Origin of the sequence: Pelagibacterium halotolerans (genome assembly GCF_044811015.1) — a bacterium.
Classification (GTDB): Bacteria; Pseudomonadota; Alphaproteobacteria; order Rhizobiales; family Devosiaceae; genus Pelagibacterium; species Pelagibacterium halotolerans_A.
The window spans coordinates 138,789-152,869 of sequence record NZ_CP085243.1 but is presented as its reverse complement, the minus strand read 5'-3'; the positions used below and the strand labels follow the sequence as shown (position 1 = coordinate 152,869).

The 14,081-nt window shown below is 62.5% G+C and carries 13 protein-coding genes and 1 CRISPR repeat array; of the genes, 9 read left to right on the top strand and 4 right to left on the bottom strand.

From position 1 onward, the window contains the following. Positions 1–676: 676 nt before the first annotated feature. The 5 genes from LG281_RS00845 (at position 677) to LG281_RS00825 (ending at position 5,806) form a co-directional block, all read left to right on the top strand. A complete protein-coding gene (locus LG281_RS00845; protein ID WP_404403441.1) occupies positions 677–931 on the top strand; it encodes a helix-turn-helix domain-containing protein in 255 nt (84 codons plus the stop codon). Between the two features lie 490 nt (positions 932–1,421). Beyond that, a complete protein-coding gene (locus LG281_RS00840; RefSeq protein ID WP_404403439.1) occupies positions 1,422–1,721 on the top strand; it encodes a hypothetical protein in 300 nt (99 codons plus the stop codon). A 103-nt stretch (positions 1,722–1,824) separates the two neighbouring features. Beyond that, the gene (locus tag LG281_RS00835) at positions 1,825–3,528 is read left to right on the top strand and encodes an Hsp70 family protein (RefSeq protein WP_404403437.1); all 1,704 of its coding nucleotides are present in this window, start codon (positions 1,825–1,827) and stop codon (positions 3,526–3,528) included. Continuing rightward, positions 3,518–4,294, top strand: coding sequence for a hypothetical protein (locus LG281_RS00830; protein ID WP_404403435.1), 777 nt, complete (start codon positions 3,518–3,520; stop codon positions 4,292–4,294). Before LG281_RS00835 ends, LG281_RS00830 begins: the two co-directional genes overlap by 11 nt. Positions 4,295–4,300: 6 nt before the next feature. Further along, entirely contained in the window at positions 4,301–5,806 is a 1,506-nt protein-coding gene (locus tag LG281_RS00825; RefSeq protein ID WP_404403433.1) for a hypothetical protein, read from the top strand. 252 nt (positions 5,807–6,058) lie between these two features. On the opposite strand, the gene LG281_RS00820 is transcribed toward LG281_RS00825, so the two are convergent. Continuing rightward, positions 6,059–6,415 (bottom strand): type II toxin-antitoxin system death-on-curing family toxin, encoded by a 357-nt coding sequence (locus tag LG281_RS00820; protein ID WP_404403431.1) that lies wholly within the window; start codon positions 6,413–6,415, stop codon positions 6,059–6,061. Positions 6,416–6,444: 29 nt separating this feature from the next. Further along, positions 6,445–6,669 (bottom strand): AbrB/MazE/SpoVT family DNA-binding domain-containing protein, encoded by a 225-nt coding sequence (locus LG281_RS00815; RefSeq protein WP_404403429.1) that lies wholly within the window; start codon positions 6,667–6,669, stop codon positions 6,445–6,447. Between the two features lie 626 nt (positions 6,670–7,295). Here LG281_RS00815 and LG281_RS00810 point away from each other — a divergent pair. From LG281_RS00810 to LG281_RS00795, 4 genes are all read left to right on the top strand, one after another. Next, positions 7,296–8,174: a hypothetical protein gene (locus LG281_RS00810; RefSeq protein WP_404403427.1), complete on the top strand. Its 879-nt coding sequence runs from the start codon at positions 7,296–7,298 to the stop codon at positions 8,172–8,174. Positions 8,175–8,184: 10 nt separating this feature from the next. Continuing rightward, a complete protein-coding gene (locus LG281_RS00805; RefSeq protein WP_404401347.1) occupies positions 8,185–8,502 on the top strand; it encodes a hypothetical protein in 318 nt (105 codons plus the stop codon). 86 nt (positions 8,503–8,588) lie between these two features. Further along, entirely contained in the window at positions 8,589–10,514 is a 1,926-nt protein-coding gene (locus tag LG281_RS00800; RefSeq protein ID WP_404403425.1) for an AAA family ATPase, read from the top strand. 121 nt (positions 10,515–10,635) lie between these two features. Beyond that, positions 10,636–11,487, top strand: coding sequence for a hypothetical protein (locus LG281_RS00795; RefSeq protein WP_404403423.1), 852 nt, complete (start codon positions 10,636–10,638; stop codon positions 11,485–11,487). Between the two features lie 32 nt (positions 11,488–11,519). Next, positions 11,520–12,677: a CRISPR direct-repeat array (repeat unit 36 nt; unit sequence GTTGCCGCTGGACCGCGTTTTCTGAACTGCTAAGCT). A 72-nt stretch (positions 12,678–12,749) separates the two neighbouring features. Here LG281_RS00795 and cas2 read toward each other — a convergent pair. Both cas2 and cas1 read right to left on the bottom strand, forming a co-directional pair. Next, positions 12,750–13,109 (bottom strand): CRISPR-associated endonuclease Cas2, encoded by a 360-nt coding sequence (gene cas2, locus LG281_RS00790; RefSeq protein WP_404403421.1) that lies wholly within the window; start codon positions 13,107–13,109, stop codon positions 12,750–12,752. Continuing rightward, positions 13,109–14,029 carry a type II CRISPR-associated endonuclease Cas1 gene (gene cas1 / locus LG281_RS00785; RefSeq protein WP_404403419.1) on the bottom strand — a complete coding sequence of 307 codons (921 nt, stop codon included), beginning with the start codon at positions 14,027–14,029 and terminating at the stop codon, positions 13,109–13,111. Before cas1 ends, cas2 begins: the two co-directional genes overlap by 1 nt. Positions 14,030–14,081: the final 52 nt, after the last annotated feature.

Genomic DNA, 14,081 nt, shown 5'->3' with positions numbered 1-14,081 from the left:
CCAAAGTAACACGTGTCTGTGGCGTGAAAAAATATAACATCCCCGATATCAAATATCCGAGATATGTTGCTCCGTACCTCGCGCTCTAGAACTGGAGTCGAGCACCCCAGCAGAAAAACAACAAGGGGTATAGAAATCCAAGCGCGCCACTTTCCAACCCTTGCCATCAAAGAACTCACCCAAAATGTCTTTGTATCAGGCATTGCTACGCCATCTCGGTATCGGCGGACGCCACATGTCCAGGCTCCAGCGTAATCGACGCAGTCGCAAAACCTAGGGCAATCCAGGCATATCGACACTCTCGGAGAACAGCCTTCAGTGTCATGATCATGCCTATCCCCCAAACCGAACTCCCGACGCCAGAGAAACCACCCCGGTGCCTCCGCCGATTTCACTGAATCAGCCCTTTGGAATCATGGTGAAGGCGCAATCAAACTTGTGTAAACCGCCGCCTGTCGAATTTTGCGCTTTTCGGCCAGCATGTTACGCATTTCGGATAATCGCGGCTGAGAGCCAAAGACGCAAGTGTTGCCTTCCGAAAAGGCGTGGCCGGGCATCGCGGTTTAGGGTCGGTACGTTATGTCGTAAGCGGCGCATCGACCCCAATCGGACGCTATCGCAACAGCAATTCCGTCCGCAGGATATCTCTTGGCCGTCCACAGAGCCATGCGGCTCAATGCGCCGCGTGAAGCGCAATCATCCCGACGCATTGAGAGACATCCTGGCCCGCAACATCCGGCTGTTGCGGGCGCAGAACTCCATGAGCCAGGAAACGCTCGCCTTCGAATCCGGGCTCAACCGGACCTATGTGAGCGATATCGAGCGCGGGGTGCGGAACGTCTCGATCGACAACATCTCGCGATTGGCCAAGGCCCTCGGCGTCCCGGCGTGGACACTTTTGAAGGATCAGGGGGCGGATTCCTCCGCTTGACCTACGGGTCCACGGGTCCACGGGTCCACGGGACCACGGGACCACGGGACCACGGGACCACGGGACCACGGGACCACGGGTGGGGATGCTCCGCATCGAGTTGTGTCAAGTGAAGCTTCGCATGGCGCGCGCAGAAACCGCTGTTTCCTCGGCCCGGTCAATCCCATCCGTTTCCGAACCGGAAACGCGATAAAACAAAGACTTAGAGCCCGATTTTGATTCCCTTAAAATCGGAAGAGTTCCGGCGGTGACGAGGCGGCCCAGGTCGTCCCAGAACGACAGGCTGAGGGGCGGTTGATCCGGGTTCTCGACGTATTCTTGGTTAAAGGCAAAGAACCTCCGAGCGCCCTTCAAATGGGTCAGCGTGCCGATAGGCTCGTGGTAGAGTTACACATCGAGAACCGGGACGTCAGGCGTCGGCACCTCCATCGTCCAGCAATTAGCCAGGTCGCGGTCCCGACGGAGCGCCATGGGCGATTGAGTTGCGCGGTTGCTGCAGGGATTGCGCGATATCCCAGAAGATGGCCGCTGCCTGCGCCGGACATGTCAGGGAGCCGATGCCTGCATTCGTCTGCTGGAAGATATTTTCGATCCCCGTGGGCACGAAATCGACCGGTTCGACCGAGTGCAACTGGCGGAAGTGGTCCGCACCTGCGGCCGCTCGGCCAGTGTGAGCGATGCTGGCCGCAAGCTGTCTTCCGTTTCACGCGCAAAGCTGGCCTCGACCAACGATTCCGACCTGTTTAGAAAATTGCCTCAGCGATTCGGTATTTCGCACCCACCCCAATAGACAACGAAGGACAAACCTACTAAAGGGATGATTTCACGGTCAAAAACCTATACTGCAAGCAGAAATTATAATAGTCATTCACTCATTTACTAAAGTTTAACTTATGAGCTATTTAGGAATTGATCTCGGCACGACCAATTCGGTCGTAGCGATATATGAATCTGGCCAACCGCGTATTTTGCCCAGTGTGCAGGGCAAATCGAGCACACCCTCGGTGGTCGGATTGGCCGACGATCGCAAGACCGTGCTGGTTGGCGAGGCCGCTCGCGCAAGGCTCATAAGCCACGCCGACCTCACAGCGGCCCGGTTCAAGCGCATAATGGGCACGAACAAGCTGGTTCGCCTCGGCAAGAAAACCTACGGGGCAACACAGCTTTCGGCCATCGTTCTGGCGGCGCTCAAGTCGGATGCAGAAGCTGCACTGGGCAGACCGGTTTCCGATGCCGTTATTTCAGTGCCGGCCTATTTCAACGCCGTTCAGCGCCAGGCAACCAAGGATGCCGCCGAGATCGCGGGCCTCAATGTCATCCGCCTTATCAACGAACCGACCGCAGCGGCGCTGGCTGCCGGCGTGCTCGACCGCGCGGGCGAAAGCCGCTTCGTCGTCCTCGATCTTGGCGGCGGCACGTTCGATGTCACCATTCTCGAGATGTTCGACGGCGTCATGGAGGTGCGCGCAAGCGCGGGCGACGCGCAATTAGGCGGCGAGGACTTCACCGGGCGTATCGGGGAGCATTTCGCCAAGGAGCTCGGCATTGATTGGGTGAAAGCAAAGACCGATCAGCGCGAACGCTTTCTGGCAGCGGCCGAGCGCGTGAAACAGGCACTCTCGAGCCAGACGGCGACCACCATCACCGTGCAGGTCGGCGGCAAGGATCACACATTCGAATTCGACCGCACCACATTCGAATTCATCACCAGCGACCTCATCAACCGTATGCGCCGCCCAATCGAGCGGGTGCTCTACGATTCGGGCCTTGAGGTCGGGGACATAGAGCGCGTCATACTGGTCGGCGGCGCGACACGTATGCCCGTCGTACGGTCTCTGGCTTCGCGCGTTTTCCGGCGTCTTCCCGAGCAGGTGCTCGACCCCGATCTCGCGATCGCGCAAGGCGCCGCCGTGCAGGCGGCCCTCGCCTCGCGCAGCGAAGATCTCGACGATCTGGTTATGACGGATGTCTGCCCGTTCACGCTGGGCATTGAAACCTCCGCAATGCAACGGCCGGGCCACATGGTCAACGATCTGTTCGCGCCGATCATCGAACGCAATACGCCTCTCCCGGCCAGCCGAAGCGCACATTTTTCAACGCTTCAAGCCAACCAACGGCAAATAGTCGCCCAGGTGCTTCAAGGAGAATCGGCCAGAGCATCGGAAAACGTCCATTTGGGCAGCGTTGAAATCCCCGTCCCGCCGGGGCCGGCCGGAAGCCAAAGCATCGAGGTGCGTCTCACCTACGATGTCAGCGGCCTGCTCGCGGTCGATGTGACATCACTGTCCTCGGGCATGAAGGTCTCCAGCGTCATCGACAATCTGGCGCAAGCCCTTTCGCCCGCCGAAAAGGCCAAGCGCTTGCGCGAAATGGAGGCGCTCAAGATCAATCCGCGCGAGGAGGCCGAGAATGTCGCCCTGGTGGCGGCTATCGGCAGCCTCCACGAGATGGTCCTGGGCGACGATCGCGTGTATGTGCGCGACCTGCTCTTGCGTTTCGAACTCGCGCTTGAGAGCCAGGATCGCAAATTCATCGCGAGCGAACGGGCCGACATTGCCGCGCAGTTGAACCGTCTGGAGGCAATTCTTGTCCGTTGACTGGCCGTGGTCGGCCCTGGGGATCGACGAACCCGCGAGCGATCCGCGCGTCGTGCGGCGCGCTTATGCGCAACGGCTCAAACAGATCGATTCCGAACGCGATGTTTCTGCATTTCAGGCGCTTCGATCCGCCTATCAGGCCGCACTGCGACAAGCAGGCGAGGCGCGAGCGCCCGGCGGACACGGGAGCCGTCAGATACCGTCCCCCGTCCCCCCGATCGTCGCGCCCGAACCAGCCCCTCCCGTGCCCGACACGGATGCAGGCTCCGCACATGCGCCGGGCGGTGACGCTCCGGCACGCCGCGCCCCAATGCCCATGCCAGTGCAATCCATCGAGGTTGGTGAACGCGAAACGCTTCTGCGCTTGCTTGATTGCCTCGAAGCGGGGGATTTAGACTTGGCGACATGGGAAGCGGGCCTGATCGATCCCGAGATTACCGAAACCCCGGGAGCATCGGCTATTCTCGAGCGTGCTATCGTGACCGCGCTGGACAAGACCGCCGCCGAGCAGCGCATTCCGGACCGGATGTGGCTGCGGCTCATCGCCGGGCATTTCGAGTGGCAACGCGATGGGGTGGGTTTTCTCAAACGGTTTCCGGGCAGGCACGACCTGCTCAACCGGGTTGCCATGCTGTTGGGAGCGAAACGATCACCTGCCCCGCGACGCGGTACGGTAGCCAAGCCTCTGCCGTTGATATTGCGATGGCATTTCCTCACGATCATCCTGCTGCTCGCCCAGGGGCTGGCCGGGACATTTGTGTATTGAAGCCCTATGATCTTTGGCCTGACGTTTCTTAGTTTTATTGTCATCGGACTGCTCACCTGGGTATTGCGTAAACCGGTGCAACTGCTTGACGATGCCTATGTCCGCCGCGGCAAGATGCCCCCGTTCTGGAAGGCCAGAGCGTGGCTGCACGGCCCGCTCTGGGGCTACAGGCGCTCGCATGTACTGCCATCGCTGGTTATGCTCGGGATGACGGTGTCCTATGCCATCTGGCACTTCGGGTCATTCGGTCCGACGCCGCGCATCTGGCGCGCCGACGTCCAGGCCCAGGTGAACAAGTATGATTTGATTTTTCAAGGATTCTTATCACGGGAGCCTGACCCGGCCAGTGTCTCCTCAATCGAAGGCGAGGACGCGGAGGAAAACACGTATCCGCTTCCACGCTTCCATCTTGCCTATGACTCGGTGGATCACACGGTCCTGGATGTCGCTGCGCTCATCGATTTGTTTTACGCGACAAATAGCGATGGCTTCAGCCCGCACGACCCTGAGGCTCATTTCTATTACAGCCGTATTTTATCGGCGCTCGGTAGCACCATTGACGACTTGGAGCGACCTGAGCGGTTGCAGCAGGAGTTGTACTGCTTCCGAATACCAAATGCGCAAAATCACTGCCGTCTTTCCTTGACCACATCCATTCGACGTATGCATGAGGTGCAGTGGAAGAGTGGCAATGAGACAGAGCGGTTCTCCACGCAATCCGCACTTTTGGTCCGCCCCATCCTGGTGATTGAGGAGCAGTACGGCCAAATCGCCGCGCGCATCGCGCCCGGCTACCGATCTCAAGGCAGAATCTCGTGTTCCGGCTATAGCGGCATTCCGCTCGCCGACTGCTCCATGAATGGGTTTTTTCACTGGTCTTTGGGCGCTATGCCTTTTCATCCGCTTCGTAATAGGTCAACGGCGTTGACGGAGGAGGATCTGAGCAATGCCGCATATGGCCCCCTCCCCCTCCAAATTGCGATCGGCTGGCCGCAGGATTTGGACGGATCGCCCGAGAACTACATAACCCGCCAATGCAGAGAGCAGGATGCTGGCCCCCGCATCTGCGCGATGCTGCCCTTGACGGACATCGATCTGCTCGAGTTGGGAGAATGGATGGATCAAAGTGGCGGCATATACGGCACCGAGAGTACGGATGCGCCGAGCCGGTATGTGTTTTCGGACCCTGCCGAGAGGTTCATGCTTGGGCTATTCCTGCGCACATTGCAGGACGATGACAGCGCCCCCCTTCCACAAAGCGCCGAACGGGATCGACTGGTCAGGAATGTCGTCGGTGACTACGTGACCGTCATGGGCAATATCGAGGCGTCACCCTGGATCGCCCCTCTACTGGATGGAGACATTCCGGACAGCGCCGACCGGAAAGCGATTGCTGCGGCTTTGGGGCGACAGCCGCATTTGCGCAAGTTCTACAGTCGCCGCGACGTTCACGCGGATCGGGTCTATGCCGCGCTGTACGACGATCTCAAAGCGTTCGGATTGCTCGACTGAACGCAATTGCCTCGAAGTCCAGCTCTTTTTGCTGCAGATCCTGCCGGCACATTGTTACATACGCGATGACGGGTGGAATTCAGTTCCTTGATATTCCATTGCACTTCGGATCGATCGCATCGACATAGGTACCGCTGGTGGCGTCGGGCAGCCCGCGTAAAGTAGCCTGGAACATGCAAAATTCGGCGAAGTGCGGTGAGATTTCCAGGCAGTTGAAGAAGAGTCTCCAAGGATAGCGATGCTTTCAGCCACTCACGAGACGGATTCGGTATTTACGCGCATCCAGTCGGCAAGCCGCGCTTCGGAAAGCGAGCCGTCAGCCAAGCCCAGCCACGTCACCACGCAGTCAGCATCGCTTGCCCGCAACGCATACCCATTGAGCATCAGGAACACTTCGGCCGCCACAAACGACATCCGCTTGTTGCCGTCGACGAAAGCATGTCCTTTGGCGAACCCGAAGGCATAGGCCGCGGCAAGATCGAAGATGTCCGGCTCGCCACAGGACAGGAGGTTCCGCGGCCTGTCGAGCGCCGCATCGCGCCTGGCTTCGTCGCGAATGCCTGCCAAGCCGCCATGTTCGGCGAGTTGCTCGGCATGAACGGCCAGCATGACGGGCTTCAGGAGCCAGACTGGACGCACTACTTCGCAAGCTCGCGCAGAACGTTGCGCCGGCGCTTCATGATCGCACGTGCGGCATCCATCTGGCGTTCGAACTGCGGATCGTAAGGGGTGATGAGGTAACCGCCGGGCGCCTCGGTCAGAAACAAACTGTCACCCTCCTTGATATTGAGACGCGCCGCCACGTCCTGCGGGATCGTGGCCCCGAGGGAGTTGCCCACCTTGCGGATTTTGAGAGCGACCATGATTTGCCCCGTGCGTTCTAACGTGCGTTATAACATAGTCGGCACTGGCGCCTGGCGCAAGAGTGCCCGCCTCCCGCCACAGCACCCCATTAACCATTTGCAGCGTTTGCGCTATCCCCGCCCTTGCCGGCGGCGGGGTCCGGCCCTACCTCCAGTCGGCGCCGCGGAATCACCCGCGGGCCGGTCAAAGCCGTCCCGAGATGTTTTTGGGGCGGTCCCCGAAGGTGGTGGAACACCGACGAGGACCTGACCGTACTCCTGGATGAGAGGACTACGGCTATGAACAGCCTTACCAAGCCCCGCGCCTTGCGGGAATCCCCCTTTACGACATGCGCCCTGCCTATCCCCAACCGTCACGCCGTGACGGGCGGCGGTTTTGCACGCGCCGTTCCGGTGGCATCGCGCCGCTTCTGACCGTCTTTTTCCTTCAGGTTTCGCCAGGGAAAGCGAACGGTCACACGGGACGAGTCCGCCGTGCCGTCCGGTCCCACCGGCGGTGACGGCCCGCAGACTTGCGGTCTTTCTCCCGCCGTGGCGCTCCGGCGCCGCAGGATCGGATCGGTCACGTCCGTTCCGGATCGTTGCCCCCTTCCCTGGCATGCCGCTTTTTTTGAAAGGCATTCCGCATGTCCAACGTTTTGACTATGTCTTCATGTCCGTCCCTGCCCGAGCGCTTTGCCGGTCTCGGCGGCACGCTCGATACCCTCGCCCGCAAGGCCGTTGCCGGGATCACGGTGGATCCCGCCCGGATCGACCCCACCTTCGGGCGCTTCGGCGCGCTCGCCGGGTTCGCCCGCGCCGCGGTCACGGTCGAAGGCGCGCTGCTCGAAGCGGGCCTGCGCGCCGTGCTCGCAGCCGACGGCGCCTTCACGCTGATGCCGGCGGACTTCCGCCTGCCGCTGGTCGAAGCGGCGCTTGCCGCCGCGCGCAGCAACAACCGCGACCGCCTCTCCGCCATCCGCATCGATCCGCGCGCCTATGCGCCCGAGCACTACAAGCCCGACATCATCGCGGTGCACGACTCCGGAACCGCCTATGTGCTCGAACTCAAGCGCACGACCCTGAGCTACGGCAAGGCGCTGCTGGGCCGGGTCGAGGACAAGCTCGTTGCCGCCGGCCTGGTCCTGCGCGATGTGCTCCACGCCGACCGCCGGCAAGTGCTGGTCCGGGCGGTCAATGTCGCGCTCGTCGATTGCGACGGCTCCGACACCCGCGATCTCGTCATCGGCCTTGGCGAGATCGACGGCCTGCTCGGCTGCGCGGGCGCCGCGCAGGGCATGGCGTATCTGCGGCACCGCTTTTCCGCGCACGTGCAGGCCGCCTTCGCCGGTCTGGTCGAGGCCGGTCACAGGCCCGGCGGACAGGACGAACGGAAGCCGTGCGGGCCGGACGCATTTGAAGCGGAGGCTGAGGCGAAACGCACGCCGCCCGACGCGGTCCCGATGGATGCACCGGTGGCGATCCGGTTCGCGCGCAAGACCGCGCAGCGCGCGGCGCGGGCATAGGCGGGAGGCGATGACAATGGACATCAGCACGACGCCTTTTGCCATCCATGCCGGGGTTTCCCGCCCCGCGCAGGCCGACAATCCCGCCCAGTATCCCGAGGATGCACTTCTTGCCGACCCCGCGCCGCTGATCGCGCTCGCGATCCGCTTCGGGGTCATGGGCCGCGTCCGCCGCGAGGGCGTTCCGGCGCCCGTCCGCGATGGGTTGCGCCGCCACGCCGATGCCGGCGAGCCCGCCTGCGCCATGGTGCTCGCCTGGCTCGACCGCCTGGTGTGCGACGACCTCGAGGCCGCCTCGAGCCCGCCGGCCCGTCTGCCCCTGCGCTGAAGCCCCCGGGTGCCCCGGCACCCGGCTCATTTTCCTTTTTGCCAGTTCAAGCGCTGCTCCTGCACCGGGCAGCGAGGAGATTCTCTATGTCCGAACTTCTGGTTCCCCCCGCCGATACAGACGCCGCCCCCGAGCGTCCGCATGCCGCCGCCGTGCTGCCCAAGCTCATCGTCAAGACCGCGCTCGGCAAGGATGTGATGGCACAGCTGTCCGATCCCGCCGCCCCGGCCATTGCCGTACTCATCCAGGTCCCCGCCCCTTCGTGGTGCGCAATCCTCGAGCAGGCGCTCGAACAGGACTTTCGGCATGTGATGGCCGAGAGCTTTGCACCCGAAAGCGGCTCCACCCGCAAGATCCGGGACAAGAGCGCCATTTTGCTCGATGGTCTTGCAAAGGGCAGTCCGGCCATCGCCATTTCCGCCGATCCGGACGCGCTGGTGGGGGAAAGTTTTCGCGCGGCGGCCGATCATCGCATCACCATTGAGGAACTGGACGTCAAGCTGGTGCGCGACACCATCGCCGCGGTCACCGGGGATCGCGCGCGCGGGCTGGCGCAGACCCATCTCGTGGGTCTCGGCCTGCCTGAGGTCATGGCCGCCATCCGCAAAAAATCGTCGGGCCCAGATTGCGTAATGCGCATCCGCCGCCTGCAGGAGAACCGGCAGGCCGTTCCAGTGGACCTCGCAGATATCCCGCCCCTCGATACCCTGCCCCTGACCGGCCCGGTGCGGGCATGGGCCGACGATCTTGCCGCCGAGATCGCCCGCTGCGATGCCGGTACGATTGCCGCCTCCGCCCTGCGCTTCGCCGTCCTCGAAGGCCCGCCGGGGACCGGGAAAACCCTGCTCGCCTCCTCGCTCGCCAGAACCACAGGCTGGCGTCTTGTCCGCACCTCCATGGCCGACTGGCTTGCCAGCCGCGAGGGCCATCTCGGCGATGTCACCCAGGCCTGCGTGCAGTTCTTCGACGGCCTCCTGGCCGAGGACCGCGCCATCGGCTTCATCGACGAGCTGCAGTCGCTGCCCGACCGCGCCACCCTGTCCCAGCGGGCCCGCGAATGGTGGATCCCCGTGGTCGACGGCGTGCTGATGCAGATCGACCGCGTCAGGCGTTCGGGCAAACCCATCCTGCTGCTGGGCGCATGCAACCATTTTTCTCTGCTCGACGCCGCCCTCGTCCGCCCCGGCCGGCTGGAAACCCGTATCTCCGTCCTGCCACCCGCGACCGCCGAAGACGCAAGTGCGGTGCTGCGCTATTATCTCGGCGCCCGCCTCTCCGGGGACGCGATCACTGCCATCGCGGCGTTGGCCATCGGCAAATCGCCCGCCGCGATCGAGGCCGCGGTGCGCTCGGCAGAGGCCCGGGCCCGCAAGGCCGGGCGCGCCCTCGCGGCCGGCGATCTCGCCGCCGCGCTGGCGCCGGACCCGGCCCAGGACACCCCCAGCCTCAGGACCGTCGCCCTGCACGAGGCCGGCCACGCCGTCGTCGCGCATCGGCTGGGAACGCCCGTGACCGCGGTCTCGGTGATCGCCGAGGGCATGAGCGCCGGCACCACCCAGACCGAACTGCCCGAAGGCGGCCTGGCGGTCGAGACCGTCGAGACCATGGTCAAAATCGCGCTTGCCGGCCGCGCCACCGACGCCCTGCTCGGCGACGGCCCGACCGCCGGCGCGGCCAGCGACCTGGCCACGGCGACCGAGCTTCTGGTCAAGGCGCGGACCCGATGGGGGCTCTACGATCAGCTTGCGGTCACGCCGCAAGCGGTCGCCATGCTGCCGCACGACGGCGGGCTTCCCCTCTACGCCTGGGTCGAAGCGCAGCTTGGGCGGCTCATGGACGCGGTCCGGGCCATGGTGATCGCGGATCGTCATGTCATCGCGGCGCTGGCGGCGCAGCTCGCGGAGCGCAAGGTGCTCCATCGGCAGGCCATCGTCGAGATCATCGCCGCGGCCGAACGCCGCGGCGTGACCGTGTCCACCCCGCCGGACCGGACCGCTCCGACCCGCCACTGACACACGCGGAAGGGACCGCTTGCGGTTCCTGTCCGCTCCACCCCTGTCGATCCCCCGCCATGCCGCACCCTGACCACCCCGGGGAACGGCACCGGCGCAGCCAAGCCGAGTCCAAAAAAAGATGATCTACATCAACCGCGCTTTTCTGTTCCGCGCCATCGCCGCCGACGGCGCCGGGCTCACCGATCCGCGCACACGCACCTGGTGGGCCCGGCGTGCCATCGGCGCCTATGCCCTCTTCACCTCTATCCGCATCACCGACCCCGGCCGGATCGCGCGGGCGATCGCCGAGGACATCGCGCCGCCCGCCGGCACCGAGGAGATCTGGGACGCGCTCTACGCCCCGCAAATTGCCGCGTGCCGCAACGCCGTCGCGATGGCGCGGCGGCGCAATCTGCCTCTCCATGAGGCCGTGTGGTTCGCCGACGAGCGTGCCTCGCGCGCCATCCACCGCTGGCTCGCCGCCCTCCCCGAGGACGACCCGCGTCTCCTGCGCAAACTCGACCGGATCCCCTGGCCCCAGGCGGTGGACCACGCGCGCCGCTGGCACGAACGCGTCCAGCGCCGCCACCCCGTCCTGGCCGGCTCCGACGGTACCACCGCTATCCTCACCATCGGCCCCCTCACCTGGCACCGCCTCGACACCGTCGCCGCCATCCGCGCCGAGGGCGCCGCCATGCACAATTGCCTCGCGGACGGGCACTACGACCACGTCCCCGGATACCGCACCCGCGGCGAATATGACGGGCTCTATTCCCTCCGCGACGCCACCGGCGCCTCGCTGGCGACCGCGCTCCTGTGGCGCGGAAACGCCACCCAGGCCCACGGCCCGGGCAACACCCGCCTCTCCAACACCCTCGCCAGCCATGTCCGGACCCTCATCGACACCGTGCAGCGCAGGACCGGCAAAACGCGCACGCGCCGCAGCAGCACCAACAAAACGCCGGACGACGATCGGAATGACGGGTTGTAGTTCGGGGCGAACGGCACTGGGCATGCTGCGGGATTGCCGCTGGACCGCGTTTTCTGAACTGCTAAGCTCCGCTACATCAGACATGGCTTCGCTCCTGGGTTGCCGCTGGACCGCGTTTTCTGAACTGCTAAGCTAGCTCACCGTGTCAGGAAGTTGCCGGAGCGGTTGCCGCTGGACCGCGTTTTCTGAACTGCTAAGCTGAAAACCGGGACATGCCGCGAGTGCGGCGGGTTGCCGCTGGACCGCGTTTTCTGAACTGCTAAGCTAAGTCGAGCCGCCTATAAAGCATGGTCTGAGTTGCCGCTGGACCGCGTTTTCTGAACTGCTAAGCTAATCTCATTTTGTGGCCGAACTTCTTATCGGTTGCCGCTGGACCGCGTTTTCTGAACTGCTAAGCTGTTTCGTCCACGATCCTGCACCATCATCCCGTTGCCGCTGGACCGCGTTTTCTGAACTGCTAAGCTCGGGGATATAGTGCGACACGCCGTCGATCTGTTGCCGCTGGACCGCGTTTTCTGAACTGCTAAGCTGGTCGAGATGGGCTTTGACCGCGAAAAGGTGTTGCCGCTGGACCGCGTTTTCTGAACTGCTAAGCTCCACCACGTCAGGTGATCCCGGTCCCCTTCGTTGCCGCTGGACCGCGTTTTCTGAACTGCTAAGCTTCCCTTCGCTATCAAGTGCGGCTTCGGACAGTTGCCGCTGGACCGCGTTTTCTGAACTGCTAAGCTACCGAACGCGCCATGGAATTGCTGTCCGGTGTTGCCGCTGGACCGCGTTTTCTGAACTGCTAAGCTAAACCCCACGAAGTTAAAAGCAACGAGCGTGTTGCCGCTGGACCGCGTTTTCTGAACTGCTAAGCTTATGCGCTCAATGTCCGCGTTGAACCGCGCGTTGCCGCTGGACCGCGTTTTCTGAACTGCTAAGCTCAGCCGCAAACTCAACGAACGGATGGTTTTGTTGCCGCTGGACCGCGTTTTCTGAACTGCTAAGCTCGACAAGTGCAACGAGATCGGCTCGAGCCGGTTGCCGCTGGACCGCGTTTTCTGAACTGCTAAGCTCGAGGGCGGGAAGTTCGACGGTGTTATAACGTTGCCGCTGGACCGCGTTTTCTGAACTGCTAAGCTGATCGGGACCGGGGCCGGCATAGACCTCCAGTTGCCGCTGGACCGCGTTTTCTGAACTGCTAAGCTCGATGCTCGCCGATCTCTCTGAAATCAAAAGAGAAATCGGCGGCATTGCGCGTGCGGAACTGACTCCAAAGGCTAAAACAGCGCGATTTGTTCGGGATTTTTCTGTCGTTCCCGGCGCCCCTGATTCGAAAATCGAACGATGTTTTCATATTGCCGGTCCGTGAACTGAAAAATGAAGACGTCGCCGAATTCGGGCAACTGCCGCTCGATTTTGCGGACGTAGGCATCGAACTGCTCCTTGCCGTTGCAAAACCTTAAGTAATTGGAAAATTGACTCATTTCAAAGCCAAGATCAAGCAAGACATTGCGGAATTTTGTGGCCGCGGCGCGCTGTGCCTTGGTTTCCACAGGCAGATCGAACGTCACCAGCATCCACATGAATCGATACCCGCTTAAATGTTTCAGACCAGCATTCTCACCGTTGCGGGACATCACGCCTGCTCCAACTCTCCGGGCTCCCGCGACGCCTCCGCAAGCCTGCCCGGCAACTCCAGTTCCGCGACGCCGCCCTCATAGCTGGTCGCGAGGGTATGCACGAGGCGCTGCATCTGGACGCCGAGCGGAGAGACCTGTTCGCTCTGAACCAAATCCACCGTGGAAAGCGCAGCCAACCGGCGCTTGCTTTCGGACGTAACTTCTTTGATACCTTCGGCAACAAGCGCTTTGACGACGTGATCGACCAAGGGCCGATACGGCTCCATCAGGTCATCCGCCAGAGCAAAAGCGTTTGCACGATTGGCATGGAATATCCCGAGCGTCGGGTGCAGCCCCGCCCCACATATGGCGCGTGACGCGATCGCGCGCAGGACCGTGTAACCATAGTTGAGCAGCCCGTTCACGCCGCCAGCCTGACGATCGCGGGAGAACTCAGGGCCGAAGAGCAACCGCCAATACCGGCGGGCAGCCTGCGCCTCCACATTATCCGGATCGCCGGAGCGCACCTTGCGCGCAAGCATTGCAAACGCCCCGGCTTCCTGTCCGTTTCGCGCAAGTACCTGACCTTGCATCCTGATCTTCGCCGAGACAAGTTGCCGCCAAAGCTGCTTTTGCAAAGGCCGGCCCGCAGCAACCTGTGCTCGCATGCGTGCGCCCTGGAGATGGTGCCCTTCAAGCGGCCACACGATGGAAACGGGAGCATGGTTGGTACCGCACAGCACGACGGGAATGCCGCGCTCGGCCAAACGGGTAAAAACAGTGTTGGACCAGATCAACCCGTGAGCATGGGTGATAAGTCCGCCGATATCGTCAAGCGCGATACGTCCACGCTCCACGCCTTCCTCTTGCACCAGAAGAAATCCCCGATGCACGGAGAGAAACAAATTCTCGCTCTCAATGTCGACAATCCGGTTCATAAACAAAGGATAGGTCTATTCACAGACTTACCCCAAGTTTAGTTCTCCGTTT

Excerpts from the sequence above, each read along its gene's own strand:
- LG281_RS00845 (WP_404403441.1), top strand. The coding sequence starts at position 677 with ATGCGCCGCGTGAAGCGCAATCATCCCGACGCATTGAGAGACATCCTG.
- LG281_RS00835 (WP_404403437.1), top strand. The coding sequence starts at position 1,825 with ATGAGCTATTTAGGAATTGATCTCGGCACGACCAATTCGGTCGTAGCG.
- LG281_RS00825 (WP_404403433.1), top strand. The coding sequence starts at position 4,301 with ATGATCTTTGGCCTGACGTTTCTTAGTTTTATTGTCATCGGACTGCTC.
- LG281_RS00820 (WP_404403431.1), bottom strand. The coding sequence starts at position 6,415 with ATGCTGGCCGTTCATGCCGAGCAACTCGCCGAACATGGCGGCTTGGCA.
- LG281_RS00815 (WP_404403429.1), bottom strand. The coding sequence starts at position 6,669 with ATGGTCGCTCTCAAAATCCGCAAGGTGGGCAACTCCCTCGGGGCCACG.
- LG281_RS00810 (WP_404403427.1), top strand. The coding sequence starts at position 7,296 with ATGTCCAACGTTTTGACTATGTCTTCATGTCCGTCCCTGCCCGAGCGC.
- LG281_RS00805 (WP_404401347.1), top strand. The coding sequence starts at position 8,185 with ATGACAATGGACATCAGCACGACGCCTTTTGCCATCCATGCCGGGGTT.
- LG281_RS00800 (WP_404403425.1), top strand. The coding sequence starts at position 8,589 with ATGTCCGAACTTCTGGTTCCCCCCGCCGATACAGACGCCGCCCCCGAG.
- LG281_RS00795 (WP_404403423.1), top strand. The coding sequence starts at position 10,636 with ATGATCTACATCAACCGCGCTTTTCTGTTCCGCGCCATCGCCGCCGAC.
- cas2 (WP_404403421.1), bottom strand. The coding sequence starts at position 13,109 with ATGTCCCGCAACGGTGAGAATGCTGGTCTGAAACATTTAAGCGGGTAT.
- cas1 (WP_404403419.1), bottom strand. The coding sequence starts at position 14,029 with ATGAACCGGATTGTCGACATTGAGAGCGAGAATTTGTTTCTCTCCGTG.